General features: G+C 69.4%; 29 protein-coding genes and 4 riboswitches. Of the genes, 13 read left to right on the top strand and 16 right to left on the bottom strand.

Going from position 1 to position 26,254, the window contains the following annotated elements:
* The 3 genes from A4R44_RS30630 to A4R44_RS30640 form a co-directional block, all read left to right on the top strand.
* Window positions 1-2,441, top strand: a 2,441-nt coding sequence (locus A4R44_RS30630; RefSeq protein ID WP_067588456.1) for an amino acid adenylation domain-containing protein, incomplete at its 5' end; no start/stop codon positions are given.
* Window positions 2,438-3,127 carry a thioesterase II family protein gene (locus A4R44_RS30635; RefSeq protein ID WP_067588458.1) on the top strand — a complete coding sequence of 230 codons (690 nt, stop codon included), beginning with the start codon at window positions 2,438-2,440 and terminating at the stop codon, window positions 3,125-3,127. The genes A4R44_RS30630 and A4R44_RS30635, both read left to right, overlap by 4 nt.
* Window positions 3,128-3,143: 16 nt before the next feature.
* Window positions 3,144-3,482, top strand: coding sequence for a GYD domain-containing protein (locus tag A4R44_RS30640; protein ID WP_067588464.1), 339 nt, complete (start codon window positions 3,144-3,146; stop codon window positions 3,480-3,482).
* Here A4R44_RS30640 and A4R44_RS30645 read toward each other — a convergent pair.
* The 5 genes from A4R44_RS30645 to A4R44_RS30660 all read right to left on the bottom strand — a co-directional run bounded on the left by A4R44_RS30645 (window position 3,437) and on the right by A4R44_RS30660 (window position 8,462).
* Entirely contained in the window at window positions 3,437-4,732 is a 1,296-nt protein-coding gene (locus tag A4R44_RS30645; protein WP_067588622.1) for an APC family permease, read from the bottom strand. The two genes, A4R44_RS30640 and A4R44_RS30645, sit on opposite strands and share 46 nt — an antisense overlap.
* 76 nt (window positions 4,733-4,808) lie before the next feature.
* A complete protein-coding gene (locus A4R44_RS50970) occupies window positions 4,809-5,198 on the bottom strand; it encodes a hypothetical protein (protein WP_232791863.1) in 390 nt (129 codons plus the stop codon).
* A 229-nt stretch (window positions 5,199-5,427) separates the two neighbouring features.
* Complete coding sequence (locus A4R44_RS30650) at window positions 5,428-5,661, bottom strand: hypothetical protein (RefSeq protein WP_067588465.1); 234 nt, start codon at window positions 5,659-5,661, stop codon at window positions 5,428-5,430.
* Window positions 5,662-6,848: 1,187 nt separating this feature from the next.
* A complete protein-coding gene (locus A4R44_RS30655; RefSeq protein ID WP_067588624.1) occupies window positions 6,849-7,352 on the bottom strand; it encodes an OsmC family protein in 504 nt (167 codons plus the stop codon).
* A 63-nt stretch (window positions 7,353-7,415) separates the two neighbouring features.
* Complete coding sequence (locus tag A4R44_RS30660; RefSeq protein WP_067588467.1) at window positions 7,416-8,462, bottom strand: 3-oxoacyl-ACP synthase III family protein; 1,047 nt, start codon at window positions 8,460-8,462, stop codon at window positions 7,416-7,418.
* 941 nt (window positions 8,463-9,403) lie between these two features.
* Here A4R44_RS30660 and A4R44_RS49365 point away from each other — a divergent pair.
* Window positions 9,404-10,558: a hypothetical protein gene (locus A4R44_RS49365; protein WP_198545486.1), complete on the top strand. Its 1,155-nt coding sequence runs from the start codon at window positions 9,404-9,406 to the stop codon at window positions 10,556-10,558.
* Between the two features lie 171 nt (window positions 10,559-10,729).
* Here the strand turns inward: A4R44_RS49365 and A4R44_RS30670 are convergent, their stop codons facing one another.
* Complete coding sequence (locus A4R44_RS30670; protein WP_067588471.1) at window positions 10,730-11,014, bottom strand: DUF211 domain-containing protein; 285 nt, start codon at window positions 11,012-11,014, stop codon at window positions 10,730-10,732.
* 80 nt (window positions 11,015-11,094) lie between these two features.
* Window positions 11,095-11,179: riboswitch (Fluoride riboswitch) on the bottom strand.
* Between the two features lie 176 nt (window positions 11,180-11,355).
* Between A4R44_RS30670 and A4R44_RS48385 the strand changes: the two genes are divergently transcribed.
* Window positions 11,356-11,517: a hypothetical protein gene (locus A4R44_RS48385; protein ID WP_157905045.1), complete on the top strand. Its 162-nt coding sequence runs from the start codon at window positions 11,356-11,358 to the stop codon at window positions 11,515-11,517.
* A gap of 126 nt (window positions 11,518-11,643) precedes the next feature.
* Here the strand turns inward: A4R44_RS48385 and A4R44_RS30675 are convergent, their stop codons facing one another.
* Window positions 11,644-12,189 carry a Chromate resistance protein ChrB gene (locus A4R44_RS30675; protein ID WP_198545487.1) on the bottom strand — a complete coding sequence of 182 codons (546 nt, stop codon included), beginning with the start codon at window positions 12,187-12,189 and terminating at the stop codon, window positions 11,644-11,646.
* Between the two features lie 94 nt (window positions 12,190-12,283).
* On the opposite strand from A4R44_RS30675, the gene A4R44_RS30680 reads away from it, so the two are divergent.
* Window positions 12,284-13,498, top strand: coding sequence for an MFS transporter (locus tag A4R44_RS30680; protein ID WP_067588473.1), 1,215 nt, complete (start codon window positions 12,284-12,286; stop codon window positions 13,496-13,498).
* On the opposite strand, the gene A4R44_RS30685 is transcribed toward A4R44_RS30680, so the two are convergent.
* The 5 genes from A4R44_RS30685 to A4R44_RS30705 all read right to left on the bottom strand — a co-directional run bounded on the left by A4R44_RS30685 (window position 13,459) and on the right by A4R44_RS30705 (window position 19,261).
* Entirely contained in the window at window positions 13,459-13,911 is a 453-nt protein-coding gene (locus A4R44_RS30685) for an NUDIX hydrolase (protein ID WP_067588474.1), read from the bottom strand. The genes A4R44_RS30680 and A4R44_RS30685 overlap by 40 nt on opposite strands.
* Window positions 13,911-15,410: a DNA mismatch repair protein gene (locus tag A4R44_RS30690; RefSeq protein ID WP_067588477.1), complete on the bottom strand. Its 1,500-nt coding sequence runs from the start codon at window positions 15,408-15,410 to the stop codon at window positions 13,911-13,913. The genes A4R44_RS30685 and A4R44_RS30690 overlap by 1 nt, the downstream gene beginning before the upstream one ends.
* Window positions 15,407-16,942: a hypothetical protein gene (locus A4R44_RS30695; protein ID WP_198545488.1), complete on the bottom strand. Its 1,536-nt coding sequence runs from the start codon at window positions 16,940-16,942 to the stop codon at window positions 15,407-15,409. Before A4R44_RS30695 ends, A4R44_RS30690 begins: the two co-directional genes overlap by 4 nt.
* A gap of 21 nt (window positions 16,943-16,963) precedes the next feature.
* A riboswitch (Fluoride riboswitch) is annotated at window positions 16,964-17,027 on the bottom strand.
* A complete protein-coding gene (locus tag A4R44_RS30700) occupies window positions 17,011-18,318 on the bottom strand; it encodes an MFS transporter (protein ID WP_198545489.1) in 1,308 nt (435 codons plus the stop codon). It overlaps the preceding riboswitch by 17 nt.
* 124 nt (window positions 18,319-18,442) lie before the next feature.
* Entirely contained in the window at window positions 18,443-19,261 is an 819-nt protein-coding gene (locus A4R44_RS30705) for a PP2C family serine/threonine-protein phosphatase (RefSeq protein ID WP_067588478.1), read from the bottom strand.
* A gap of 23 nt (window positions 19,262-19,284) precedes the next feature.
* A riboswitch (Fluoride riboswitch) is annotated at window positions 19,285-19,349 on the bottom strand.
* Window positions 19,350-19,521: 172 nt separating this feature from the next.
* Here A4R44_RS30705 and A4R44_RS30710 point away from each other — a divergent pair.
* The 7 genes from A4R44_RS30710 to A4R44_RS30740 all read left to right on the top strand — a co-directional run bounded on the left by A4R44_RS30710 (window position 19,522) and on the right by A4R44_RS30740 (window position 24,232).
* Window positions 19,522-19,743, top strand: coding sequence for a hypothetical protein (locus tag A4R44_RS30710; RefSeq protein WP_067588480.1), 222 nt, complete (start codon window positions 19,522-19,524; stop codon window positions 19,741-19,743).
* Window positions 19,744-20,121: 378 nt separating this feature from the next.
* Entirely contained in the window at window positions 20,122-20,427 is a 306-nt protein-coding gene (locus A4R44_RS30715; protein WP_067588481.1) for a DUF3040 domain-containing protein, read from the top strand.
* 54 nt (window positions 20,428-20,481) lie between these two features.
* Window positions 20,482-20,545, top strand: a riboswitch (Fluoride riboswitch).
* Window positions 20,546-20,566: 21 nt separating this feature from the next.
* Window positions 20,567-21,859: a phosphopyruvate hydratase gene (gene eno / locus A4R44_RS30720; protein WP_067588483.1), complete on the top strand. Its 1,293-nt coding sequence runs from the start codon at window positions 20,567-20,569 to the stop codon at window positions 21,857-21,859.
* Between the two features lie 36 nt (window positions 21,860-21,895).
* Window positions 21,896-22,291: a fluoride efflux transporter CrcB gene (gene crcB / locus A4R44_RS30725; RefSeq protein WP_067588485.1), complete on the top strand. Its 396-nt coding sequence runs from the start codon at window positions 21,896-21,898 to the stop codon at window positions 22,289-22,291.
* On the top strand, window positions 22,288-22,653 hold the full coding sequence (gene crcB, locus A4R44_RS30730) for a fluoride efflux transporter CrcB (protein ID WP_067588487.1): 366 nt from the start codon (window positions 22,288-22,290) through the stop codon (window positions 22,651-22,653). The genes crcB (A4R44_RS30725) and crcB (A4R44_RS30730) overlap by 4 nt, the downstream gene beginning before the upstream one ends.
* Window positions 22,647-23,732: a DUF190 domain-containing protein gene (locus tag A4R44_RS30735; RefSeq protein ID WP_232791852.1), complete on the top strand. Its 1,086-nt coding sequence runs from the start codon at window positions 22,647-22,649 to the stop codon at window positions 23,730-23,732. Before crcB (A4R44_RS30730) ends, A4R44_RS30735 begins: the two co-directional genes overlap by 7 nt.
* Before the next feature lie 44 nt (window positions 23,733-23,776).
* Window positions 23,777-24,232 carry an NUDIX domain-containing protein gene (locus A4R44_RS30740; RefSeq protein WP_067588489.1) on the top strand — a complete coding sequence of 152 codons (456 nt, stop codon included), beginning with the start codon at window positions 23,777-23,779 and terminating at the stop codon, window positions 24,230-24,232.
* A gap of 143 nt (window positions 24,233-24,375) precedes the next feature.
* Here A4R44_RS30740 and A4R44_RS30745 read toward each other — a convergent pair whose 3' ends face one another.
* The 4 genes from A4R44_RS30745 to A4R44_RS30760 all read right to left on the bottom strand — a co-directional run bounded on the left by A4R44_RS30745 (window position 24,376) and on the right by A4R44_RS30760 (window position 26,236).
* The gene (locus tag A4R44_RS30745; protein WP_067588491.1) at window positions 24,376-24,858 is read right to left on the bottom strand and encodes an inorganic diphosphatase; all 483 of its coding nucleotides are present in this window, start codon (window positions 24,856-24,858) and stop codon (window positions 24,376-24,378) included.
* A gap of 21 nt (window positions 24,859-24,879) precedes the next feature.
* Window positions 24,880-25,221 (bottom strand): DUF190 domain-containing protein, encoded by a 342-nt coding sequence (locus A4R44_RS30750; protein WP_067588493.1) that lies wholly within the window; start codon window positions 25,219-25,221, stop codon window positions 24,880-24,882.
* 2 nt (window positions 25,222-25,223) lie between these two features.
* On the bottom strand, window positions 25,224-25,688 hold the full coding sequence (locus A4R44_RS30755; protein ID WP_067588495.1) for a CrcB family protein: 465 nt from the start codon (window positions 25,686-25,688) through the stop codon (window positions 25,224-25,226).
* Window positions 25,689-25,804: 116 nt separating this feature from the next.
* Window positions 25,805-26,236 carry a DUF190 domain-containing protein gene (locus A4R44_RS30760; protein WP_067588497.1) on the bottom strand — a complete coding sequence of 144 codons (432 nt, stop codon included), beginning with the start codon at window positions 26,234-26,236 and terminating at the stop codon, window positions 25,805-25,807.
* Window positions 26,237-26,254 lie beyond the last annotated feature (18 nt).

Consider the following 26,254-nt stretch of genomic DNA (forward strand, 5'->3'; position numbering starts at 1 on the left):
GCGGGCTCGGCCTCGGCGAGACCGAAGCCGTTGTGCTCGCCGAAGAACTGGGGGCCGCCGCGCGGCCCGCGGCTGTCCTGGAACACGTCGCCTGCGCGGAAACCCTGGCCGCGCGACACAACGCGGCCACCGACGAAATGCTCGGCGAGGCCCTCCTCGGACGCCGACGGCTCCGGCTGGACCTGCCCGTCGTCCCGCGCGACCGAGTCGAACAGCCGTCCTGGTGGCTGCGGCTGAGCGCGCACCTGCTGGGACTGAGCCGCCGAGCTGTCCGGCTCGCCGCCGAACGCAGCCGCGAGCGCCGTCAGTTCGACGGTCCGATCGCCCGGTTCCAGGGCCTGGTCCTTCCCCTTGCCGCGCACGCGGCCCGCATCGGCGGTCTGCGACTGCGCCTCCACCAGCTGGCCGGCGAACTCGACCGCAGCGTCGCCGACCCGCGCGACGTCGCGGTGTTCGCGCAGTCCGTGCGCGCTCATGCCTACGAAGCGGTCAACCACGCCGTGCACGTCTTCGGCGCGGCCGGGCTCACCTACGCCGAGCCGATCAGCGCCTGCCATCAGCGCATGCTGGAAACCGGCACCCGGCTCGTCCCGGACACCGGCCACGACCACAAGCTGCCCGCGCCGGAACCGTACTGGCGCACGGCATTGCGGCGGCGCGTGCCGGAAAGCCGGTGGGCGGGCAAGCGCGTAGCCCGGACCGCTGAACGGGTCCACGACCTCGTCCGCGCCGCAGCCGCCCGCCACCACGACCAGACCGCGGTCACGATGGCGGGCGAGGAACCGCTCAGCTACCGCGACCTCGACCGGCGCGCCAACCAGCTGGCCCGCCTCTTGCGCGAACGCGGCGCAGGGCCGGGGGAACTGGTGGCAGTCTGCCTCCCCCGCTGCGTCGACCTCGTCGTCGCGCTGCTCGGCGTGCTCAAGAGCGGCGCCGCCTACCTTCCGCTGGACCCGGAATACCCGGAGACCCGCCTGGCCTTCATGCTCGAGGACAGCGGCGCGTCGGTCGTGCTCACCCAGGACTGGTTCACCGAATGGCTGCCCGAGACTCCGGCCGCCGTCATCCGGCTCGACACCGACGAAGACCTCCCCGGTCAGCCGGCGACGCCGCCGGAAGAACAGGCCACCGCGGCCGACCTCGCTTACGTCATCTACACCTCCGGGTCGACCGGCACACCCAAGGGCGTCGAGATCGAGCACCGCGGTCTGGTCAACCGGCTCTGCTGGGACATCGGCACCTTCCCGCTCGGCCCCGGCGACGCCGTGCTGCACCACACCTCGCTGTCGTTCGACATCTCCGCGATGGAGATCTTCGGCGCGCTGGTCAACGGCGCCCGCGTGGTGCTCGCGCCGCCGGGAACCGAGCGCGACACCGCGACGCTCGCCCGGACCATCACCGAGGAACAGATCACCGCGGTGCCCTTGGTCCCGTCCGTGCTCGACGTCCTGCTGGAGGAACGCCCGGGGCTCAAGGAAGCGACTGCGCTGCGGTACCTGTTCTCGGGCGGTGAAGCACTGTCCGCCGACCTCTGCCGCCGAGTATTCGCCACGGTGCCCTGGGCCGAACTGCACAACTTCTACGGCCCCAGCGAAAACAGCGTCGACGTCACCGCATGGCACTGCACGCCCGACAGCATCCGCGACAGCGTCCCGATCGGCGTCCCGCTGGACAACGTCACCGTCTACGTCGTCGACGACACCGGCACCCCTGTCGCCGGCGGCGCCACCGGGGAACTGCTCGTCGGTGGCGCCGGGCTCGCCCGCGGCTACCGCAACCGGCCGGAGCTGACCGGCGAACGATTCCTGCCCGACCCCTTTTCCCTCGACCCGCGCGCACGGGTTTACCGCACCGGCGACCTGGTCCGCCACCGCCCCGACGGGGCTCTTGAGTACCTGGGCCGGCTCGACGAACAGGTCAAGATCCGCGGCTTCCGCATCGAACCCGGCGAAATCGAGACGGCGCTCGAGCAGATCGCGTCCGTCCGCCAGGCCATCGTCAAACCAGTCGGCAACGTCCGGCTCGACGCCTACGTCACCTGCTTCGACGACCGGACGCGGCCGGATGAACTGCTCGACCAGGTCCGCCACCGGCTTCCCGCGCACCTGGTGCCCAGCCGTCTCGACATCCTCCCGGCGTTTCCGCTCATGCCCAACGGCAAGATCGACCGCTCCGCGCTCGCCGCCTCCGACGACGCCGGAGGCGGCAGTGAACACGAAGGCGGCCTCCGCGGCACGGTCCGCCGGCTCATGGCCGACGTGCTCAACCAGCCCTCGGTCGAGCCTGCCGCCGACTTCTTCGACCTCGGCGGCACCTCGCTGCAAGCGGCCCGATTCGTCGCCCGCGTCCGCAGCTCCACCCCGATCCGGCTCGACCTCGGCCGGTTCATCCAGGACCCGACCTGCGAAGGGGTTCTGGCACACCGCTCGGAGGCATCATGACGACGCTCTACTGCCTGGTGCACGCCGGCGGCACCCCCGCCGGGTACCGGAGCTGGATCAAAGACCTCTCCCCCGGCCTGAAGGTCGTGCCGGTGCAGCACCCTCGGCCGGGCGGGGGAACATCGATGACGCTGCAGGCGTCGGCGCGCGGTGTGGCCGAGCAGGTCGGCACCGAAGACTACGCGTTCTTCGGCCACAGCCTGGGCGCCGTGATCGCCTTCGAGGCGGCGCGCGTCCTCACCCAGGGCGGAGCGCCACCGCGGCGGCTTTTCGCCTGCGGCAGCGCGGTCCCTCCGGTCGAGTCGGCCCGCGCCCGCGACCTGCGGCTGCTGCCCGACCGGGAATTCCTCGACGAGATCGCCCGGCTCGGCGGCCTGCCCCCGGCCGTGATCGCCGACGCGGAACTGCGCCACGAGTTCCTGCCCGGACTGCGCGCCGACTACACCCTGGCCGAAACCTACGACTACCAGGAAGGCCCGCCGCTGACCTGTCCGATCTCGGCGTTCCGGGGCCGGACCGACCCGCACGTCGACCTGGCGGGACTGCGCCGCTGGCACGAGCACACCGAAGACGACACCGTCGTCCGCGAAGTGCCCGGCGGCCACTTCCCCCTGCAGCACGCCAGCCTCTTCCTGCATCGCGCCATCCGGAAGGACCTGGACATCGACCTGCCCGCGCACCGCTGAAGGAAAAGAGAAAGCCATGCACACCGTCGTTCTCGCCACCGCCACCGACGAAGCCTGCAAGACCGAAGCCCACGAGCTGCACCGGTTCACCAGCCTCGTGGACCGGCTCGAACAGCACGACGCCCGCTTGGTGGCGGCGTGGAACCTGCTGGGCAAATACGACTACCTGATGGTGCTGGAAACGCGGGACGATCCCCGCGCCGCCTTCGGCGCGATGTCGCTCATCGCCCAGTCCGGCTCCATGCGCACCGAAACCATGGTGGCCATGCCGCTGACCGAGTACTTCGAACTGGCCGGCGAAGTCGCCGGTCAGTCCCCGGCCCCCACGGCGCGCCGAGCGGAGAACTTCACGTAGACCAGCGCTCCGGCCGCCAGCGCCGCCGGGAACACCACATACCAGCCGGCGAGCACGAACACCCCCAGCACCAGCACCACGGCCGCGAACGCGACCCACCACTGGCGCCGACGGGCCGGCAACAGACGCAGACCGGAGAGCATCGCGACAAGGTAAATGCCCGCGAGGCACGCGTTCTCGGCCCGCAAAGCCGGTTCGAGCCGGAATCCCGTCAGAACCGTGACCACGAAACTGACCGCGATGCCCGCCGTCACGACCAGCAGGCTCCGGCGCGGCACCTCGCCCGCATCGCTTCCCTTGGCCAGCCACGACGGCAGCGCCCCGTCGCGGCCAAGGGCGGCGCCCAGCTTGGACATGCTCGCGACGAAAACGTTGAGCACCCCGAGCGTCACGACCACCGCCACAACCGCGGCGATCACCCGGACAGACGTGCCGAGCGAGCGGCCCAGCAACTCGGCCAGCGGGGCCTGCGCGGAACCGGCGGCCGGACCGAGCACCAGGATCGTCATCCCGCCCACCGCCAGATACAACACGCCGATCACGACGATCGAGATCCCGGTCGCCAACGGCAGGTCCCGCCGCGGGCGGCGGAAATCGGGAGCCAGGTGCGTCACGGTCTCCCACCCGGTGAAGGACCACACCAGCAAGCTGACCGCCGTCGCCACGCCTCCGACACCATGCGGCGCGAAAGGCCGAAGGTGCTCCGGCCGGGCATGAGGCACCGAAACCACGACCGCACCGACCAACAACACCGCAAGGAACGCAGTGAGCACCAGTTGCACACGCCCTGAGAGCTCGACACCGACCGCGTTGACGCCGACCGCGACGAGCACGAGCACCACGGCGACAACCACCGTCGTCGTGCGCCCGCCGCCGACCAGGGCAGTCACATAGGCGGCACCGAAGGCACTCGCCGCGGGCATCCCGGCCAACGCACCGAAGTAGAACCACCAACCGGCCACAGCCGAGGCGCGGCGGCCGAAAGCGCGATGAGCGAACGTCGCGGGCCCGCCCGCGTCGGGATGGCGGCCCGCCAACGCTCCGAACGTCGCCGCCACTGGCGCCGAGACCACGACCAGGATGAGAAACGCCACCAACGCGGCCGGTCCCGCCGCCTTCGCCGCCAGCGACGGCAGCACGAGCAGGCCGGTTCCCAGCACTGCTCCGACATAAAGACCCACCCCTTGCAGCACGGACAGCTGGCGCTTCGCAGTGTCTCGCTCGGCCCGCGCCGTCGGTTGCCCTCCCATGCCCGCCGAGTACCCGATCACCCGCGCCCGAACACCCCAGGCCTGGGCGCAGCCGCTGGGCCGTGTTTCACAAGGCTTAGCCACTCGTTGATGGTGGCGATGTGGATGGTGGCTTCGTAGCGGACGGCGAGCTTGTCGCAGCGGGTGGCCAGTGCTCGGTGGTGTTTGAGGCGGTTGATGCCGCATTCGACACCGTGGCGTTTCTTGTCGATGTCCGGGTCGAAGGCTGGTGGCCTTGATGCTCCTTGACCTGAGCAGCGTCGGCTCCGGCTGGCGGCTGGGTGCCCGATGGTGTGAAGGGCATCCGCAGGTAGGCGCAGATGATGTTGACGATGCTCTGCCGTTGGCCGGGGTTGTCATGGGCCAGGCGCTCCAAGGCGTACAGCTCGGTGACGTTCTTCTCCGTCGCGTTGCTGCTCGCGCCAAGAGAACAGCACAACGCCTGCCCGGCGAATTCGCCGGGCATGACGGAACACTGTGGTAATTTCACGATCGTCGCGGCATGGTGCGACCACATGCGGTCGTCGCGGCCGACGCGAACGCGCCCGCGATCGGCACCAGCGCGAACGGCTGGACGTTCCTCCTCGCCGTCGCCGACAACGGGAATATGCCGGTGGCCCGCCAGACCGGAGCCGGGACACGCCCCGTTCACCGGCTGGGTGCCGGTCGGCCCGCAGCCTCCGGAGCGGACCGGGTCACGCCGACCCGGGCAGGGACGCGGGTTCGACCGCACCAGCCTCGGCCATGTTGCGGAGTGTGTCAGCAGTGATGACCGCCGCGGCGCGAACGATGTCGCCGTTGCGGTACGTCACTCTGCAGTCCGAGTGGGTCGCGTAGATCAGTGACGAACCATTGGTTTCGCGGTAGCAGGCGACCGCGTCGCCGGCGCTGTCGTCCGTCTCCGAGGATGTCTCGACAGTCTCGGGCACCAGTTCTCTCCGTCCGGCCCCGTCTGATGCGCNCCGACGAGCCGTTGGTTTCGCGGTAGCAGGCGACCGCGTCGCCGACGCTGTCGTCCGCGTCCGGGGATGTCTCGACAGTCTCGGGCACCAGTTCTCTCCGTCCGGCCCCGTCTGATGCGCCTGATGTTCCGATCGACGCGCCTCGCGCGCCCGCGATGCTAGTTCGACCGATCGGGAGCGGCGATGCGACATGCTGTGGCAGGTCGCGTAGCGTTCGACAACCCGCCGTCCTTCCAGACGCGACCGTGCGGGGTATCGCTTGGCCCGAGGGCGGCACACGGTCGCGGTGTCCCGGCACGTCGGAATGCCCCGAAGGCTGCCGGTGACCACCCAGGATCGGCCCATGACGAAGGTCGTCGACTACGCATCCCCGGATCGCTCCCCAGTCTCGAATGCTTCGGGTCGCGTGGTGGCCGTCGCGACGATGAAGGCTTCGTCTTCAGGGCCGGACTGGCCATGCCCGTCTGGTTGAACCGATGGATCACGTCCTCGTCGCCCCGCACCAGCCAGGCGATCGCCGGGACAGTGTTACCGCCGACCGAGGCGAGCACCACCATCGCCCGGCGCAGCCGCCGCTGCCCTTCATGATCAGTCAACCTGCGCACCCGGACTGGATCTGCCATCCATCCAGCCTGACGGCAAACCCATCACCCACCCCGAACGCTGACCGGCGTGGCACCAAACCGGCCAACGTTCATGGACAGAGCACTAGCATCGCCGCCGAGCACGCACAGTTCCGCGATCGAGGACTGGTCTCCACCCAGCGCAGCGTCCAGGATTCTGTCGAGTACGCCGACTGGCCTGTCCCCTTCGGTCAACTCGATCTGGGCGGCCCATCGCTGATCGGGCCGCCCTCGGCGAACGCGTTCACTGCGACGCCGTCTCGCGCAACTTCTTCGCGTGCAGGTCCGGAACGTATGGCTCAGCAGCGATGGCTTTCCTCCACAGCGCAGCAGGAACAAAACCGGCCCGGTTTCGGTACCCGGCCCCGTCGCGTTGTTCCCGATGCCTGGCCTGACCGGATACCAAGCACATCCCGCCGGACCGGCTGCCAGCCGAGCCGCTCCAGCGACGCCGCGGCCCGAACACCCGGGAACCAGTTCCGTCGAACGGGAAACTGTGCAAGACCCTGTCCACCGCGTTCGGGGTGAACCTCAAGTACTCATCGGGTGGCTGGGTGCGAGTTCGACCGAGACCGGCACCACGTTGCTGAGCGTGTGACCGACCGGCGACGAGGCGATCACTCTGGCGTGCAGTGCTTCGAGGTCAGCGCGTGACGCCTCGGCAACGATCCGGACGCTCGCGGTGATCGAGTCGAAACCCGCGTGGCCCTCCTTCAGTCCCAGAAAGACCTGGAGGTCCAGGCTCCCCCGAATCTCGACGGAGAGTTGTTCGATCGTGATCCCGGTCAGGGCGGCGTTCGCCGCGTAGCCCACCGCCAGGCAGTTGCCAAGCGCGCCGAGGAGATGCTCGACCGGGCTCGGTGCACTGTTTCCACCCGCCAGTTCCATGGGTTCGTCGGCCTCGGTCGGGGCGAGGCCGCGGGTTCGGGCTTCCGAGCGGAAGCCGCCGAGCCACCTGACGCGGCTGCTCCACGTGGTGCGAGCGTTCGCAGGGTCCTGCCGGACCGACTCCACCAGCGTTGCCAAGGACTGCATGTTGACGCCGTTGATCCCTGCCTCGTTCACGTTTCGCCCTCCGGCCGGTCCGGTCGTCCACGGTCAGGAATCTCTTTGCGAGCAGGTACCATCGCTCGCAGTGAGTTCGCCGCGTGCCGGTGGCGCCGACCGGTAGGCCAGCGCTCCCCAGGCCATGCCGGCTCCGACCGCGGGCATCAGGATCAGTTGTCCTGGGCGCAATGCGCGTTGCCGGCGCGCGGCGACAAGGGTGATGGGGATCGAGGCCGCCGCGGTGTTGCCGAGTTCCGCGTAGGTGGACACGACCCGGTCGCGGGGATAGCCAAGTACGTCCCCGTAGCGAGTGAGAACCTCGTCTGAGGTCTGGTGGGGCACGATGAGCGAGACGTCGGACAGGGTTGCGCCCGCGCGGTCCAGCACCGTCCGGGTGGCGTGCACCATGCGGTCGACGGCCCACGGCCCGATCCTCGCGTACCGCAGCCGGAGGTGGCGCCGGCCGCGGTTGGGCGGGTGCCCGCCGCCGGGCTCGCGGAAGGTGACGTAGTGGCTCAGGTGGCCGTCCGAGCCGGCGCTGTGCGCGATGATCCCCACACTGTCGTCCCGGTGGTGTTCGACCACGACCGCGCCCGCGCCGTCTCCGAACACTGTCCGGGAAACCCAGTCGTCCGGCGCGAACAGCGGGGAGCTGACGTCGGCTGCGACGACGAGGGCCCGCTGGTACCCCTGGCACCGCAACAGTCCGTCGGCCACGAGCATGGCATCGACGAATCCGGTGCAGGCCGAGTCGAGCTGGAGGAACTTCGCACTGCACCCGAGATCACCCTGCACGTGGCTGGCCGCGGGGGGCACCCGGCCTCCGGTGAAGGTGGACAGGACGATCACGTCGATGTCGTCGGCACTCACGGCGGCGTCGTCGAGGGCGGCCCGGGCCGCCCCCGCTGCCAGGCTCGATGTGCTCTCCGGCGGCCTGGCGACCCGCCTGGTCCGGCCGCCGTGCTGACTTCGCGACCATTCGTCCAGGCTGACACCCGCGTACCGCGCGCGGTCGTAACCCGAACTCCGTTCGATTTCCGGATTGGTTATCACTTGTTCGGGCAGGCGCCGGCCGATCCCGATGATGACGGTTCCCACGACAGCCCTCCGTGTCCTGATCCGGTAGGTCCCGCGCCGAAATCCCTGAGGGGTGCCGGAAATTGATCATTAATAAGGAAGCCGACCAAAGCGGATCGAGGTTGTGGCGTGGTTCGGAGAATGGAATCCAATAATGTCCACGGCGACGGTTCGGCTCAACCATACAGTGCGCTTTATCGCTCGGCAAGGCCCCCGCCAGGCCCGTGCGGGAATTCGCCGCATTGGCGACAGGTAGGTCGAGAGCAGGGGTCGCTGCCGTAGTTCGGCCATATTCCGCGCCGCCCAGCGCGAAGGATCCGACAGTCTGGGCGACGGCACAGCCCATCTTCCAGCGACTGGCGTGCCTCCAGTTCTCTCGTGCGCAGCCGCACCGACTCGGACAGCGCGCGATGTTCGGCTGCCGAGGCGATCAGCCGGATATTCCAGCTTCGGCTTCGTACCAGGCTATTTCCTTTTCGCGGTTCACGAAGAATAGTGGGTCGACGCTTTCGGTCAGCTCTGGGATCGGCGGATGCCGGACACCGGGCACCGCACCCGGTCTCCGCTGCCGGAGTGACGTTCTCCTCCGCGCAGCGGCAGAACCCCGCGTTGCTCTTGCTGTCGCGCTCGCGCGTACCGCAATCCGCCCGGCACGCAACCGAAACAGCCGAACCGCCGTCGAGCGTGCCCCGTGCGCCTGGCCGCGAACTCCCTCCCTCGGCTCGGCCGCCCCAGCCGGCGACGACGACGGGTTCATCGCGACCTCGGCTTCATCCACTCCCCACGCACGAGCGGACCTGGAATATTCCGTCAGACCTACACTCGGTTTCATGCCCCCACGGAGCTCGTCCACGCGCAACCGCGAAGCGCCTGCGCGCGAGTTTCGACCGACGATCACCGGATATGAGTATGTTCCGGGGAAGTGTGCTCGTCTCCGGCCCGGTTCGGGCGACGTGCGCACTGTGGTGAAACTGCTCGCGGATCTGGCCGTTCCCGAGGTGATGGGCAGCTCGTTCTTTGATTCGCCGGCTGCTGACTGGTCGGTTGAGCCGCCGTGGCAAACCCTGTCCAGGAATCACGTGCACAAGCTGACGGCATGGGATCGCGAGAATATTGCGGAGTTCGTCGACCTGGAGCGTCACGTCTGCGACGTGTTGTCCGCCGGAACCGGCATCGCGCACGGGGACGTGTCGGAGTCCAGCATTCTGATTGACCGCAACGGGTTTCCCGGGATTGTGGGGTGGACATGGGCGGCTCGTTCTCCCACGTGGGTCGACGCGGCTGTTGTCGTCGTGCGGCTCGTGGAGGCGGGATGCGCACCGGAAGAAGCCGAGAACATCGTGTCGGCAGTGCCGGCATGGGCAGAAGCCAGCCCGGCTTCGCTGAACGCGTTCGCCGTTGCGCTGCTGGGGTGTTGGATACTCAGCAGTCGGCAGCCGAGTCTTACTGACGCGGCACGGTGGTATACCCAATACCGGCTCTACGACGCGACCCACTGTGCGCAGGGCGACATGACGAACGAGGTTGACTACCACGCGCTCGCTGCGTCGGCGATGATCCTGCTTCTGCCTGTCATCTCCACCGCGGTGTCCATCGGTGGTTCATGGTTCATCGCGCGCCGCAAGGAGAAGAAGATGAACGCCGACAACGCGGACGACACTGTCCAGTTCAGGCGGACGGGCGAGCTGGGGAAGCCTCTCACGGTTGACGACCAGACGATCGGCAGATCGTCGTCACGGCCCGGCCGCCACGGCGCTCGCCACCGCTTGCCCGGCGTCGCGGCTCCGCAGTGGCCGGGAGGCGATCCGGATTTCCCGGATCGCAGTCGAAACGAGCGGGGCGGCGGCCGTGACCGCGGTCGCGCGCTCGACAAATTCGACGACAGCCTGCTGGGCCAGCACTCCGGCCCCACCCGCGTCGTGCTGAGCACCTACGTCGACTTCCAGTCCTGGGCCATGAACGACCACCTCGGGATCCCCGACGCGGCACAGATCGCCTGGGACCGCAGGCGCGCCAACGCCGATTCCATGATGTCGGTGCGCGCCAGCGCGCTGGCGATCAACAAGCAGTCCCACGGTGCCACCTACGCCGGGAAGAAAGCCGGCGACACCCAGTGAACACGGCCGTGACGAGCGAGACGATGCCGACCCGCACCGCCAGCCACACATCCAAGCCGCGGCCGTGCAGCACCGCCCCGGACGCGAGCGTCAACGCACTCAGGATGCCGTCGGCGACGCCAAGCGAAAGCGGAAGCAGCAGCCGCATCTGCCACCGGGACCGGACTCCGCTCACCGGATCCGCGGCACCCGGTCGATGACGCGGTCCCCGGCCACGATCTCGTCGATGCTGTGCAGCGCGGCACCGGTCTTCTCGATCGCGGCGAACAAGCGCGCGACGTCGATGCCGTCGCCCTCGACGGTGACCTCGGTGCCCATCGTTTCGACGTCGATGTCGGTGACGGTGATGTTCACCGCCTCGACGCCCGGCACCCCGTCGATCGCCTCGGCCAGGTCCAGCAGGTCCGGGCGGGCGACGGCTTTGTCCACGTCGAGTTGCAATCGGCGGATGTTCACCGGGCCTCCCCGCCCGACCGCAGACCGGCAGCAGACGCGACGACGGACGGAACAGATGGTGCGGACATGGCAGCCCCTTCAACTCAGGAGGAGCCATCAGCCGCTGCGGCAGTTCGAGAAGCACCGTGCGTCGCTTCCCCGGCGAGCCCCATCGCCTTGTCCGGCGACCAGTGTGGCAGACCGGTCCCGCACGATGGCCGGGCAACCGCCATCCGAGACAGTCATGCATACGGTTTGTAACAGCCGTTATGTTCACACCATGACACTCGACGACCAGAAGTCATCGCGATCGGAGCGGCTCATCGCCCTCAGATTCGTGCGGACCCTCGGCATGGCGTCCGATGCTTGCCGATGTCGTCTACGAGAACGCCCGCGACCTCACCGACCCCTGCCTGGCCCCCTTCGGCGCATCGGCGGCGACGGTCGGCGCGGGTGTCAGTGCCGAGGAGACGGCCGCGCGGGCGGTCCGGCTGTTCTCGGCTCAGTTCTGGATCTACCGCTGATTCACGGCACCGACCATATTCGACTACGCCACCTTCTGCGCGCTCTCCTGCCACCCGCAAGCAAAGTTGGCCAGCATCGTCATCTCTCCGAGCTGTCGGCCGCGCGGGAACCCGGCGAACCTGCCGTCAGTGACCGTCAGCGTCCTCGGCGTACACCTTCGCCGCGTATTCCTCCAGTGTCTGTTCGCACCGCTCCAGCGCCCTCAGGGCGTCCGCGCGGCCTGGTGCGCTGAGCACGTCTCGTCCGGCGACCTTCGCCAGCCAATTCCTCAGCTTGGTCAGGTCTTCCTCGTTCTCTTCGAGTTCTGCGTAGGTGAAGTGCTCGGCGGCAGTTTCTTTTTCGATTTCGGCGAGGAAGTCCTGGCACTTGTCGACGATTTCCGCGTACTCGTCGTCGCGCGCCGCCTGGAACGTGGCGACGATGTCCGCCTGGCCCACCAGCGCGCTGCTGGTCAGCAGCTGTGCGGTGCCGCCCATTTCGACGATCTCGTGCCGCAGTTTCCGCAGCGCGCGTTCCGCTGCCGGGGCGGCCGGCAGAGTGGCGACGGAGTTCTGGAGGTAGACCGCGCCGAGCCCTTTGAGGCGGCGCCACACCGTCGCGCGCAGACGCGTCGGCTCTGGCGGGACGCGGTAGATCAGCACCAGCCATCCGGTCGTCTTCTGCTCAGGCACCGCCACAGTCTGCCGGATCCAGCCGTCGCGCGCTGGTGCGTAACGATCGTTACTTTGCTACCGTAACGCTGTCCTTCTCAGGCGGTGGTGCGGCATGAGCGAGCAGGCCGGTCGACAGCGGAAGTCGGCCGCGTTGAAGTTCGTGCTGATGGTCGGCGCGATGAGTTTCTTCGCCGACTTCGCCTACGAGGCCTCGCGCGGGGTCATCGGCCCTTACCTCGGGCTGCTCGGCGCGGGAGCCCTGGCTATCGCGGTGGTCACCGGGTTCGGCGAGTTGCTCGGCTACGGGCTGCGGCTGTTCTCCGGGCGCGGCGCGGATCGCACCGGCCGGTACTGGCCGATCACGATCGCGGGGTACGTCTTGCAGATGTCGGTCGTCCCGTTGCTGGCGCTGGCCGGCAGCTGGCAGGTCGCCGCGCTTCTGGTGATCCTCGAACGGGTCGGCAAAGCGATCCGCAACCCGCCGCGCGACGCGATGCTGTCCCACGCGGCCAAGCAGATCGGCTACGGCTGGGGCTTCGGCGTGCACGAGGCGCTCGACCAGTTCGGCGCACTGTTCGGCCCGCTGCTGATCGCTCTCGTGCTGAGCCTCAGCCACCACGACTACCGGCTGGCCTTCGCCGTCCTCGCCGCCCCGGCCGCGATCATGCTCTGTCTCCTCGCTGTCGCGCGGCTGCTCTATCCGCGCCCGCAAGACCTGGAACCGGCCGTCTCGGAGGTCCGGGCAGGGGGATTCCCGCGCCGGTTCCGGCTTTACCTGGCGGCGGCGGCACTGGTGGCGATCGGTTTCGCCGACTTCCCGGTCATCGCCTTCCGGTTCCAGCAGAACGGCACCGTGTCCGCTGACTTGATCCCGGTCTTCTACGCCGTCGCGATGGCCGTCAGCGGCGCGGGGTCGCTGCTATTCGGACGGCTCTTCGACCGGTTCGGCATCCGGCTGCTGATCCCGCTCACCGTCGTCGCGGCGGCGTACGCGCCGCTGGCTTTTCTCGGCGGGTTCTGGCCGGCGCTGATCGGCATGTGCCTGTGGGGACTGGGCATGGGCGTGCACGAATCGATCATCCCGGCCGCGGTGGCCCCGATGGTGGCACCCGACCGGCGGGCGTCGGCTTACGGCCTGTTCACGGGCGTCTACGGCGTCGCGTGGTTCCTCGGCAGCGCGGCGATCGGCGCGTTGTTCGGCGTCTCCCTCTCGCTCGTGGTGTTGTTCTCGGTCCTCGCCCAGCTCGCGGCAGTCCCGCTGCTGATCCTCGTCGGCCGCGGCAGCGGTCAGCTGAGCGGCGACGGCTGCCAGACATTGCCGAGGTAGGCTGCGACCCGGTCGTCGCCGCGGTGCAGGGCCTGGATGTGCTTCCCGATCGGCGGTCGCAGCGAGAGACCCGGCAGCCGTTGCAGCGGAACGAATTCCGGCGCAAGACCGGTCTCCGTCTCGTACGGCTGCGCGCTTTTGCCGGCCGGATGGGCGAGGAAGACGATCTCCATCAGGTACTGGCCGGCCGCGGAGTTGGTCGCGTCCAGCACGAACGCCACGCCGACCGGAACGACCTCGAGTCCGGTTTCCTCCAGGGTTTCCCGCCGCGCGCAGCCCGCCGCGGACTCGTCTCCCGCCGGTGTGCCGCCCGGCAGCACCCAGCCGTCGGCACGGCGGCACAGCAAAACGGTGTCCTCGCGCAGGACCAGGGCGGAACAACGCAGATTGACCGGTCGCCGATCAGTGCTCATCACGCCTCCGCTTCCGCGAAAATCCGGCGGTAAGAATCCTCGCCGTAGCTGGTCGGGAGCGGCTCCCCCGGCGACAGCCGGAAAGTGCGGCTGCCGTCCGGACGACGCTCGGCGCGCAGAAAGGTTCCTGCTCCGGGCTCCTGCTCGTACAGGCTGTGCGCGAGGTCGAACAGATGCGTCACGAGCACCACTTTCACCTCGTTCCCGGTGAACGCCCGCAGGACCTGCCTGCCGATCTCGGAGCCCTCCCGCTCGTTGGTGGACGCGAAAGATTCGTTGCACAGCACGAGGTCGCCGGGCTCGATCAGGTCGGCGATCTCGCTCATGCGCGCCAGTTCCTCGTCGAGTTTCCCGGTGGTCATCGTGGCGTCCTCCTCTCGTGTGAAATGGGTGAAGACCCGGCGGCGCAGGTCTGCGCGGAAGGCTTCGGCCGCGACGAACATCCCGCACTGCATCATCAGCTGGGCGAGCCCGATGCTGCGCAGGAACGTGGACTTGCCGCCCTGGTTGGCGCCCGTGACCACGACGAGTGCGGAGCCGTCGGCCGCCAGATCGTTGCCGACGGTGCGCTGTTCCTGCGAAAGAGCGAGTCCCACGTCGTACACCCCCTTGGCGGCCAGCACGCGCTGCCCGCACGGTTCCGGCTCCGGGAAGCACACCGGCTGGCCCCGGCGCTCCAGGCGTTCGCGCAGAGCCAGGCAGCCCAGGTAGAAGGCGAGTTCCTTGCGCAGCACCGTGAAGAAGTCCAGCACGTGGTCGGCCGACTGCGCCAGCGCGTTCGCCGCCAGGTTCACCCCGTGCCCGGCCAGGTCCGTCAGCGCCCGGGCGCCCGCCTCGTCCCGCGCCGGGACCTGGAAACCGGCGCTGTCGCGGTCGTGTCCGGTCAGCCGTTCCCACCAGGACAGCTTTTCCGGCGTGTGCAGGGCATGCCGGACGCCCTTGTTCCCCGGCCCCAGCTCCGCGCTCATCAGGACGCCGCGCGGCAGCTCCAGTTCCTGGAGGTGTTCTTCGAGAACCGCGAAGTACCCGGCGTCCAGTTCCTCGGACACCATGGCGAAAAACCGTCGGAATCCGGTCGAACGGAACTGCCCGGCCTGCTCCTGCGCGAGCAGGCTCAGCTGCTTGAGGTTTTCGGTCAGCACCTCCAGGATCTTCACCGACCGGTGCAGGATGTTCTCCGGCGAGGAATGCAGGAGAATCCCGAACCACACCTTCTTCGGAGCTTTCAGCGCCTCCAGCGCGATGCCGTACAGTTCGCGGACGATCCGGTCGTGGCGCAGGCAGTCGGCGAGGACGTGCTGGCGGTAGCGGATGACCTCCGGATCGGCCGATCCGGCGGCCAGCACCTCCCGCGCGACGTCCCGCCGGAAGCCGTCTCCTTCGGCCATCGCGTCGTAGAGGACGTCCAGTTCCAGATCGGCGGTCAGGACCGCTTCGTTCGCCGGGAGCGCGCCTCCGGCGTCGAAATCCCGGTCCGGATGCAGCAAGAAGACCTTCATCGCGCGATCCGCCTCCGCAACGTGTCGTAGGAAAGCCCGTACTTGGCGGCGATCGCCTCCGCGTAGGCGATCCCGTCCGCCGGACGCCGGGTGATCTCGTACGTTCTCTCGGCCGGGTCTTCGGGCGCGACCGCGCCGACCATGCTGACCACGGCCTCGTCGAGCGCGGCGAGTTCGTCGACGAAGGTGACATACACCGCACAGGCGCCCAGCCGCAGGACGGCTTCGAGCACTCTGGCTCCGATGAACCGGGCGTCGTGCAGGGTGGTCGAGGCGAAGCTTTCGTTCAGCACGAGGATGCTGCCGCCGGTCGCCTTCGCGAGGATCTCGCGGATCCGGACCAGTTCGTCGTCCAGTTTCCCGCGCAACGTGGCCAGGTGCTCTTCTCGTTCGAAGTGGCTGAACACCCGGTCCGGCAGGAACATCCTGGCCGAGGCAGCCGGGACCGGGAGCCCGAGGCCCGCCAGGTACGGCAGCTGGCCGAACATCCGCGCGAAGGTCGTCTTGCCGCCGTTGTTCGGGCCGCTGACCACGATGACGCGTTCGTCTCCGGTCAGCCGGAAACTGTTGCGCACCACGGGAACGCGTTCGGAGACCAGCTTTCCGGCCAAGGCGAGGTCGAACGCGTCCGCGACCTCGATGTCGCGCGAGTCCGGCGAGAGCTCCGGGTAGCAGAACGCGAGCCCGGAGACCTCGATCCGGCGCATGTGGTCCAGATACGCCAGGTAGAACTGCACTTCGCGGTCGAACCGGGCGACGGTCGGGTCGAGGTAGCCGCGATGCCGCGCGCAGAAGTCGCGCAGCCGCTGGAACGCGTCCGGGAACAGTTTCGCCACGCAGTCGAGCACTTGCGCCTGCACGTGGTCCATGTCCGCGTCTTCGCGGAACTGGACCCGGTAGTCCCGGGCCGCGCCTTGCTTGAAGCGGGCGAAGACCTTCTCGACCTCGTCGGTGTAATCGGATTCCCCGGTGTAGCGGCGGACGTCCACGCGCAGGCCGCGGATGTGCACGCGGTACTTGATCCTGGCCAGGTCTTCCCGGCAACGGCGAGTGTCCGCGACGAGTGCGAGATATTCCTCCGAACGCAGGTAGCCGCTGAGGAATTCACGCAGCCCGCGCAGCGCCGGCGAGGAAAGCTCGCACTCGCCGAGCTGCGCGCGGAGCGACGCGACCGTCGCGCAGTAGCTCTCGACTGCGTCGAGGAACCACCGTTGTTTCTGCTTCTCGTAGTGAAGTTTCCCGCTGGTTTCCTGTTGCTTGCGGACCTCGCGCATCCGCCGCGCGAACTCGTCGACGCAGGCGCGCACATCCTCGCGCCGCACATCGCGCAAGACCTCGTGCCGGTACCGCACTTCCGCGCAGTCGGCCGACGGGGCGTAAAAGAAAGGCCGGAGGTCGTACTCGTCGCGGCCGGCGGTCACCGCGTCGACGATCTGGTCGAGGTTCAGGTCGCGGAAGAATTCCGGCTCCGCGTTTTCGCCGGGGTTTCGTCCCGGGAAAAGGACGCTCGGGAAAGGGCGCACTGTGCTCACCACCGCGAAATATCGGTTTTTCTGCCGGTAGAAGCCATCAGCCGCGGTGGCGGTGGTGCAAGCGGGCTTCATCGCCTGCCGACAGCGTACCTGAAGCGCCGCTTGCCCCGGAACCGCCTGCTCGCGAGCAGCACGGCCAGCGCGACAGCCTGGATCACGGCGACACTGACCGCCAGGACCGGACTCGACCGGTCGTAAAGGACCCCGGTCAGCGCGCCGCCGGCGAACGTCCCCAGCCCGGCGACCCCGGCGAAAAGGCCGTAGGCGGTGGCCCGGCGACGAGCGGGCGCCAGCTCGGCGACCGCGGCCCGGAGGGTCGACTCCTGGATTCCCGCGCCCGCGCCCCACGCCAGAGCGCCGAGAACGGCGAACCAGGTGCTGCCGCCGAAGGCGAGCACCGGCACCACCGCCGACAACAGGGGCAGTACCGCGACTGTGCGGCTGCCCAGCCGGTCGTAGAGCCAGCCGCTGGCCAGCGCCGCGACGGCATCTGCCGTCATGGCGGCGGCATAGACCACCGGCACCGCGGCGGCGGGCAGCAGGCTGTGCTCGACGAGGTGGTAGGACAGCAGGCCGAAAGTGGCGAACCCGGTCAGCGTGACGGCGGCGAAGCCGGCATATCCCCAGAACGCCCACGGCAGTCGCGCTTCGGCGGTTCCCGGCGTCTCCGGCGTCTCGTAGACCCCCGGATCCGGCACCCGGGCGCGCAGCCGCAGCAGGAGGAACAAAGCGAGCACGCCCGGGACAGCGAGCATTCCGAGCGCGGGACCGTAGCCGTCGTCCGTGACCGCGAGGACCCCGGCCACCGCGAGCGGACCGAGGATCGCGCCGACCTGATCCATCGCCTCGTGCACGGCGAAGCCGCGTCCCCTCCCGATGTCGGCCGTCGCGTGCGACAGCAGAGTGTCTTTGGCCGGGGAACGCACCGCTTTTCCGACCCGCTCGGCGATCACCAGGGCGCCTGCCGCCCCAAGCACGCCGGTCAGCCCGAGCAGCGGGACCGCCGCGACCGTCACCGCGTATCCGGCGATCGTCCAGGACCAGAACCCGCGGGTGCGGTCGGCCAGCGGGCCGGACACCAGCCGGAGCGCCAGTGCGGCCGCTTCGCCAGCGCCGGTGACGAGACCGACCACGGCCCCGGAGGCGCCTAAGTGGGCCAGCAGCGGGCCGACGACGGAACGGCCGCCCTCGTAGACGAAGTCGACCAGCATGCTCACGATGCCGAAGGCGAGCACGAACTGCCATGAGGAAGGAGCGCGCCGCGCGCCGCGTCCGCCCGGCGCGGTGGGCCGCGCCTGGTCGTCCTGGCCAGGCTCGTCGGCAATTTCCGGGAGAAAGCCCGGCCCCCGCCTGGATCGCGCGCGACTGTTCTCCACCGGCTGGCTCCGTTCGCTCTGCCCGGACCGTGGTCAGCCAGAACTAACCATCGTTAGCTTCTGAAGCAAACCGGTGACCAGTCAGTGAGACTGAGCTCGGGCGCATCTCGCTTCGCCCGCAACGTCAAGCGGTGCGCCAGCGCCGGCGGCCAAGGCCGTTCAACGGCCGCGTGGCCGGGACACCGGCTTCGTTGCCGAGTTCGCGGACGATCGGCGCGGCGCGGTCCGCGCGCCGCACGTCGGCGACGACGACCGTCACGTTGTCCGGCCCACCGCCGTCGAGAGCGAGTTCGACCAGCCGGTCGGCGCAGGCTTCGAGGTCGGGCGCCCGCAGGGTCTCGGCGATCGTGCCGTCGTCGACCACATCCGAGAGGCCGTCCGAACAGAGCAGATAGCGGTCCCCCGCCCTGGCCTCCCGGAGGCTCGCGGAGGGGTGCTCGCCGAGGCCCCCGGTCAGCGCGCGCAGGATGATCGACCGCCGAGGGTGGTGCCGGGCTTGTTCGGCGGTGATCCGCCCGGCGTCGACGAACTGCTGCACCAGGCTGTCGTCGTGGGTGAGCTGGGTGCAGTTCCCCTCCCGCACGAGATAGGTCCGGGAGTCGCCGATGTTGACCACGGCCAGCCGATCGCCGGCGAACAGCACCGCCGTCAGCGTGGTGCCCATGCCGGCCAGGCTCCGATCCCGGGCGACGAGATCGCGGATGGCGGCGTTCCCGGTTTCCACCGCCCCGGTCAGCGCACCGAGCGGGTCCCGGCCGGGGTCGGCGTGGTCGAGAGCGGCCAGTGCCGCGATCACGGCAGTGCTGGCGATCTCGCCGGAGGTGTGCCCGCCGACCCCGTCGGCGACCGCGAGCAGGCGCCTGCCCGCATACACGGCGTCTTCGTTGCCGGTGCGGACCAGACCGCGGTCGGTGCGGACCGCGTAGCTGAGCATGAGCGTCATCGCGACTGTTCCCTCGTCACTCGCAGGAAGCAGACGCCATCAGCGCGGGAAGGGCGCGGTTTCGGCGGGCATCATCACCGTCGCCGCCGATCCTAGCGTGCGGCAGCGTCGGACGGCCTTGCGGCAGAACCGATTCCCCGCCATCGGCGGCCGCGGCATCGTGAAAGCGCGATGGGCGGAGGGACCCGCCACCGAACCGCGGCCGCGCGCCGCCGATGGTCCCTTGCCGACGGCCCGGGGCCGTCCGGGAGGCGATCGCCATGGGATGGACCATCCTCGTTCTCGGCGGGGCTGCCGCACTCGCGGCGGGTCTCTGCGCCTACGTCGTCCTTCTCGCCGAGCTCGCCCGGCATTTTCCGGACGACCGGCGTCCCGCGCGCCGCGAAGCCGGCCGGCAGGCGATGGTCGCCGCCGGGTTCTTCCTGATGCTCGGCGCGGTCCTCGCCGTCGTCCTGCCCCGGGTGCTCGCCAGGGCTCCCTGAGCAGCGGCGGGCCTGCCCCGCGCCGGGAGAGCCGGGGAGATCCGGGTCCCGTCCGATCCGCTCGTTCCCGCTGGCCCGCGACGGCATCGCCGCGCCTGTACCGGGTTCTCGTTCGCAGGCTCGCGAGGAACCGGACCCGCCCGAGCCGGAACCAGGGGCGAGGCCCGGCGCGGATGCATTACTCTCCCACCAGCGCTCGCGCCCGGCGGTGGGGCCCGCCGGACCAGAACCGCGACCTCGGTCGCCAACGGTCCCTGCCTGATGCGGTCGTGCCCGTTCCGGAACAGGCGGGAGTGCCCGGTGCTTTCTCCCGCGCTGCCGGCGAAACCGCCGCGTCGGGTCGATCCGCCACGACAGACCAAGGCATGCGGAGGCCCCATGGCGCTGCCCGACGACGAGCAACGCAAACTCGACGAGATCGAACGCTTCCTCACCGAAGAGAACCCCGCCCTGGCGCACCGGTTCGCCGAAGCGCGCCCGCCCGGGATCGGCAGTCTCCTGTGGACCGCGGGCGGCATGCTGGCGCTGCTCGCCACCGGGCTGGTGATCACCTGCGTCGGGATCCAGCACGCGGATCCCCTGGTGATCGGCGCGGGTGCGCTGCTGACCGCGCTCGTGCCGGGAATGACCGGCTGGTACGTGCGCCAGCACGGCTGGCCGGGCAGGCGGGACCGGCGGCAGTGAGACCGGCCACGAGACCGGCCACCGGACCGGCACCGCACGGCCGGGCATGGCACAATCGGCACCGGCGATGGGGCTCGCCTTCAACCGCGGAAATCCCGCTGACGGTCCCTGGCAACGGAGAACTGTGCCAGGAGGACATGTGCCCGCACTCGAAATCGCGGACCTCGACGCCCGGGAAATCCTCGATTCCCGGGGCCGCCCCACGCTGAGGGTGACCGCGAGCGCCGGGAAACACCGCGCCTGGGCGGCGGTGCCTTCCGGCGCGTCGACCGGTCGCAACGAGGCGCATGAGCTGCGCGACGACGATCCGGACCGCTACGGCGGCGCGGGAGTACGGCGCGCGGTCGGTTCCGTCGCCGGCGAACTGCGGGACCTGGCGCTCAGCCGGCCGTGGCCCAGCCTCGCCGATCTCGACGAAGCCATGATCGACCTGGACGCCAGCATCGGCCGGTACCGGCTGGGCGCGAATGCGATTCTCGGCGTGTCCATGGCCGTCAGCAGGCTGTTCGCGCAGCGGGACGATCGGCCGTTGTGGGCCGCGCTGCGTCTTCCCGGCCGCGCCGCGCGCCTGCCGGTCCCGCACTTCAACGTGCTCAACGGCGGTGCGCACGCGCACACCACGCTGGACTTCCAGGAGTTCATGGTGGCACCGCTCGGCGCGCCTTCGATCGTCGAAGCAGTCCGGGCCGGGGCCGAGGTCTACCGGTGTCTTCGTGCTCTCCTCGCCGCAGCGGGCCACAGTGTCGGGCTCGGCGACGAGGGCGGTTTCGCGCCCCAGCTCACGCACCCGGAAGAGGCGCTCAAGCTGCTGGTCCAGGCCATCGGAAACGCCGGATACCCACTGGGCGACAACGGAATCGCCATCGCACTTGACCCGGCCGCGTCCCAGTTCCGGAGCGAGGACGGTTCTTACCAGGTCGGCGGCGAGCGGCTCAGCTCCTCCGAACTCGTCGAGCGCTACGGCGAAATCGTCGGCAGTTTTCCGGTGTGGAGCATCGAAGACGGCATGGCCGAAGACGACGACGCCGGCTGGCGCGAACTGACCGATCGCCTCGGCGACCGCGTCCAGCTGGTCGGCGACGACAACTTCGTCACCAATGCCAAGCTGATCCGCCGCGCCGCCGCCCGCGGAATCGCCAACGCCGCACTGATCAAACCCGACCAGGTCGGTACCGTCACCGAAACGCTCGCCGCGGTGCAGGCATGCCGCGACCACGGCTACACCTGGATGATTTCACACCGATCGGGTGAAACCGCCGACGACTTCATCGCCGACCTCGCCGTCGGCACCGGAGCGGGTCAGATCAAGGCGGGCGCGCCCGCCCGCGGCGAACGCGTCGCCAAGTACAACCGGCTGATGGACATCGAAACCGGCGACCCGGGACTCCCCTACGGTGCACAGCACGCGCCGCTGTCCGATACTGCCCGATGAACCCGGGGAAGAACCGGAAGGAGGTCGCGGCGGACCATGGCTCGCGATCGGCGTGAACTCGCCGCGATCTTCGCCGGAGGCGCGATCGGGACCGGAGCGCGCGCGTTTCTCGGCACCGTCCTCGCCGCCGGTCCGGACGAATGGCCGTGGGCCACGTACGCGGTCAACATCGCCGGCAGCTTCCTGCTCGGCTACTTCGTCACCCGCTTGCAGGAGCGGCTCCCGTTGTCCAGCTACCGGCGGCCGTTGCTGGGGACCGGTCTCTGCGGCGGGCTCACCACGTTTTCCACCATGCAGGTGGAAATCCTCCGCATGATCGATCACGGGGCCTACGGTCTCGCCGTCGCCTACACCGCGGCCAGCGTCGGCGGCGGCTTGGCGTCGATCTACGTCGCCACGGCGCTGGTGCGGCGAGTGCGGGTGCGCGGATGAACGCGTTGGTGTGGGCGGGGGTCCTGCTGATCGGCGGCACCGGTTCGGTGCTGCGGTTCCTGGTCGACGGTTTCGTCGCCGGCCGGGCCGGGAAAACGTTCCCGTTCGGGACGCTCGCGGTGAACATCTCCGGTTCGGTGCTGCTGGGGATCGTCGCCGGAGCGGGGCTCGGTCCCGACGCCGCGCTCCTCGCCGGAACCGCCGCGGTCGGCTCGTACACGACGTTCTCGACATGGATGCTCGAAACGCACCGGGTCAGCGAGGAACGCCAGTACGCCGTCGCGTTCGCGAACATCGTGCTCAGCCTGGTGTTCGGCATCGCGGGAGCAGCGCTGGGCCGATGGATCGGAAGTGCGTGGTGAACGAAGACTGCTTGAAACTGACCAGCTATTTCGGCGAACGGAGCCGCGTCGGCGGCCGGTTCTACGCGGACGCGGTGATGGACGTGTACGGCGCGCACGAGGTCGCTGCCAGCATCATGGTGCGCGGCGCCGCGGGATTCGGGCTCAAGCACCACTTGCGCACCGACCAGTCGCTCACCCTGTCCGAAGACCTGCCCGTCGCGACGATCGCGGTCGACACCCGCAGCCGGATCGAAGCACTGCTCGACGACATCACCGGAATGCACCCGGCCGGGCTGACCGTGCTGGAGCGCGCCCGCATGCTCCAGCACGACGTCGGCCCCGAGATTCTCCCTGAGCAGCTGCACGAGGGCACCAAGCTGACCATCTACATCGGACGCCAGGAACGCGTCTTCCGGATGCCCGCCTATCAGGCGGTCTGCCGTCTCCTGCACCGGCGCGGGATCGCCGGGGCGACCGTGCTGCTCGGGGTCGACGGCACCGTACACCGACAGCGGCAGCGGGCGCGGTTCTTCGGCCGCAACGCCGACGTGCCCATGATGATCATGACGGTAGGCGACGGCGAGCGGATCTCGCGCGTCCTGCCCGAACTCGGCGGCCTCCTGGAGCGCCCGCTGCTCACCCTCGAACGGGTCCGGATCTGCAAACGCGACGGCCGGCTGTTCGAACGGCCGCACGCCCTGCCCGAAACCGACGAACGCGGCCTGCAGCTGTGGCAGAAGCTGACGGTCTATTCGTCGGAATCCGCCCTGCACGAAGGAATGCCGATCCACCGCGCTCTCGTGCAGCGGCTTCGCCGCTCCGGCACCGCACGAGGCGCGACCGTGCTGCGGGGCATGTGGGGCTTCCACGGCGACCACCGCCCGCACGGCGACCGGATGCTGCAGCTGAGCCGGCACGTCCCGACCGTCACCGTCGTCATCGACCGGCCGGGCAACATCGCCGCGTCCTTCGACATCGTCGACGAGCTGACCCGGGACCACGGACTCGTCACCACCGAGATGGTGCCCGCCTTGACCGCGACCGACGGCCACGGCAACCGGCGCGGCGGCACGACTCTCGCCGACCATGATTTCTGACCAGCGCGAAGCCCCGGTCCCGGACGGGCGAAGGAAGGTACCGAGTGGACGATCAGGACACGATCAGCTTGCGCTGCTCGGCGCTCGTCCTGCGCCGCGGCGCGGTGCTGCTGTGCCGCCGCAGCGAGGACTGGGTCCTGCCCGGCGGGACGCCGCAGCACGGCGAATCGGTCGGAGCCTGCGTGCGGCGGGAAATCCGGGAGGAAACCGGGCTGGCGGTGCATCCGGTCAGCGTCGCGTTCGTGCTGGACGCCACCAACGCCGCCGCCGGGCATCACCTGATGGAAATCGTGCTGTCCGCCGAGGAGGAAAGCGGAGGCGTCGCGGAACCGGTCTGCCGCGAAGCGGGGCTGCATCCGGAATTCGTGCCGCTCGACGCCTTGGCCGGGCTCGGCATCCGACCTCCGATCGCCGGGCACATCCGCGCGTTCCACGCCGGAGGCGGCCGCCGTACCGCCGCATATCTGGGAAACGTGTGGCGACCCGCTCCTCGCGGCTGAAGCACGAAGCCGGTTCCCCGCCGGAATGAACGACGGCTGCCGGTGCCCCGAACGGGCACCGGCAGCCCCGAGAACCGGCCCAGGTGCGCGAGGAACCGGCAGCGGCTCGGACAGGTGCCGCGAAGAGGCGAAGCCGTGCCAGCTCAATGCCCGCCGAAGCGATCAGCCGCCTCGCGCACGACCTGCTCGGCTTCGGCCCGGCCTTGCCAGCCGCGCACCTCGGTGGACTTCCCCGGTTCGAGATCCTTGTACACGTCGAAGAAATGGCCGACCTCGCTCAGCAGATGCGCGGGCAGATCGGCCAGTTCCCGCAGGTGGTCCTGCCGCGGATCCCCGGCCGGCACGCACAGCACCTTCGCGTCCGGACCGTGCTCGTCGCGCATCCAGAACACCGCGACCGGCCGCACCGGGATCCGGCAGCCGGGGAACGTCGGGTGCGCGACCAGGACGAGCGCGTCCAGCGGGTCGCCGTCCTCGGCCAGCGTGTCCGGGAAGTAACCGTAGTCGGCCGGGTACTGGGTGGCGGTGAACAGGGTGCGGTCCAGCCGGATCCGGCCCAGTGCGTGGTCCATTTCGTATTTGTTCCGCGATCCCATCGGGATTTCGACAATCGCGTCCAGCTGCATCGGGGGAGTTCTCCAGTGCGGTCACGGTCGGGGGGTTCGGTGCGCGGTCATCACTTCGACCTCGTCCAGCAGCACGGCGCCTTCGCCGATCAGCTCGTCCAGTTCGGGCAGGAAGGCGCGGATCTTGTCCTCCCGGTCGACGATCAGGATCAGGACCGGCAGGTCCTCGGACATGCTGAGCAAGCGCGTGGTGTGGATCATCGCGTGGATGCCGTAGCCCTCGCAGCCGCGCAGCACCGTCGCGCCGGCCAGCCCGGCGTCCCGGGCGCGCCGGACGATTTCGCGGTGCAGCGGCTGGTGGTGCCAGACGTCGTCCTCGCCGATGAAGATCGACATGCGCAGGGCGTAGCCGGTGAGCTGCATGATCAGGCCCTCTCCTCGATGCGGTGTGCCACGCCGGTCACTGTCCTGGTCAGCCAGACCGCGGCGAGCACGGCCAGCATCGCGCAGATCAGGGTTCCCGCCAGGTATCCGACCGCGAGCACCGCGGTGCCCGGCCGCAGCAGTTCCCGCGATTCGACCGCATAAGCCGAAAAAGTGGTGAATCCGCCGAGCACGCCGACTCCGAGGAACGGCCGTGCCAAGCGGTGCGCCGTCCACGCCTCGGTGATCAGGACCATCAGCACGCCGATGAGAAAGCAACCGGACACGTTCGTCACGAACGTCGCCCACGGAAACCGGCCGGGCCCGGCGGGAAACATCGCGGAGAGGCCGAACCGGGCCAGCGCGACGACCGCGAGCACCGCGCCGTGGGTCCGGAGCAGTTCCCGCCGCTGGGAAACGACCCGGAGATCCACATCCGGATCGATCGCCTCGGTCTCGTCGCGCACCCGCGCCTCCTGCTTGTCCTGAACGCGAAAACCGGCCAAGCAGGGACCGTTGGCGGCCGTGGCGGCCGCGGTTCTTCCGGGCGAGACCCGAAGCGGCGAGCCCCACCGCCGCTGCTTCAGCGTAGCCGACGCGCTGATCGTGTGCAGCGGGCCGGGCAGCGGACGCCCGGGTTCACATCGACGACCACCAGTGCGTGCGCTTCGGCTCTGATGCGACGTAGCGGATCGACTCGATCTCNCTCGATCTCGTCGACTACGACCAGCCCGCTGATCTCGAGGTCGTCCAATCGGTCGAGGAACGCCCGGATCTTCTCCTCCGAGTCCACGATGACCACCAGCAACGGCAGGTGCTCTCTCAGCAGGAACACGTGCTGGGCGTGGATGTGCGAACTCGCGCCGTAGCCCTCGATGCCGCGCAGCACGCTCGCTCCGGCCAGCCCCGCTTTGTGCGCACGACGCACGATCTCGACGTACGTCGGCCGGTGGCGCCAGTTGTCGCCCTCGCCGAGGAAAATGGAGAGGCGCAACGCCCTCTTGGCGACCTTCACAGCGATCCTCCTGGTCCG

Source organism: Amycolatopsis sp. M39 (assembly GCF_001651785.1).
Taxonomy (GTDB): domain Bacteria; phylum Actinomycetota; class Actinomycetes; order Mycobacteriales; family Pseudonocardiaceae; genus Amycolatopsis; species Amycolatopsis rubida.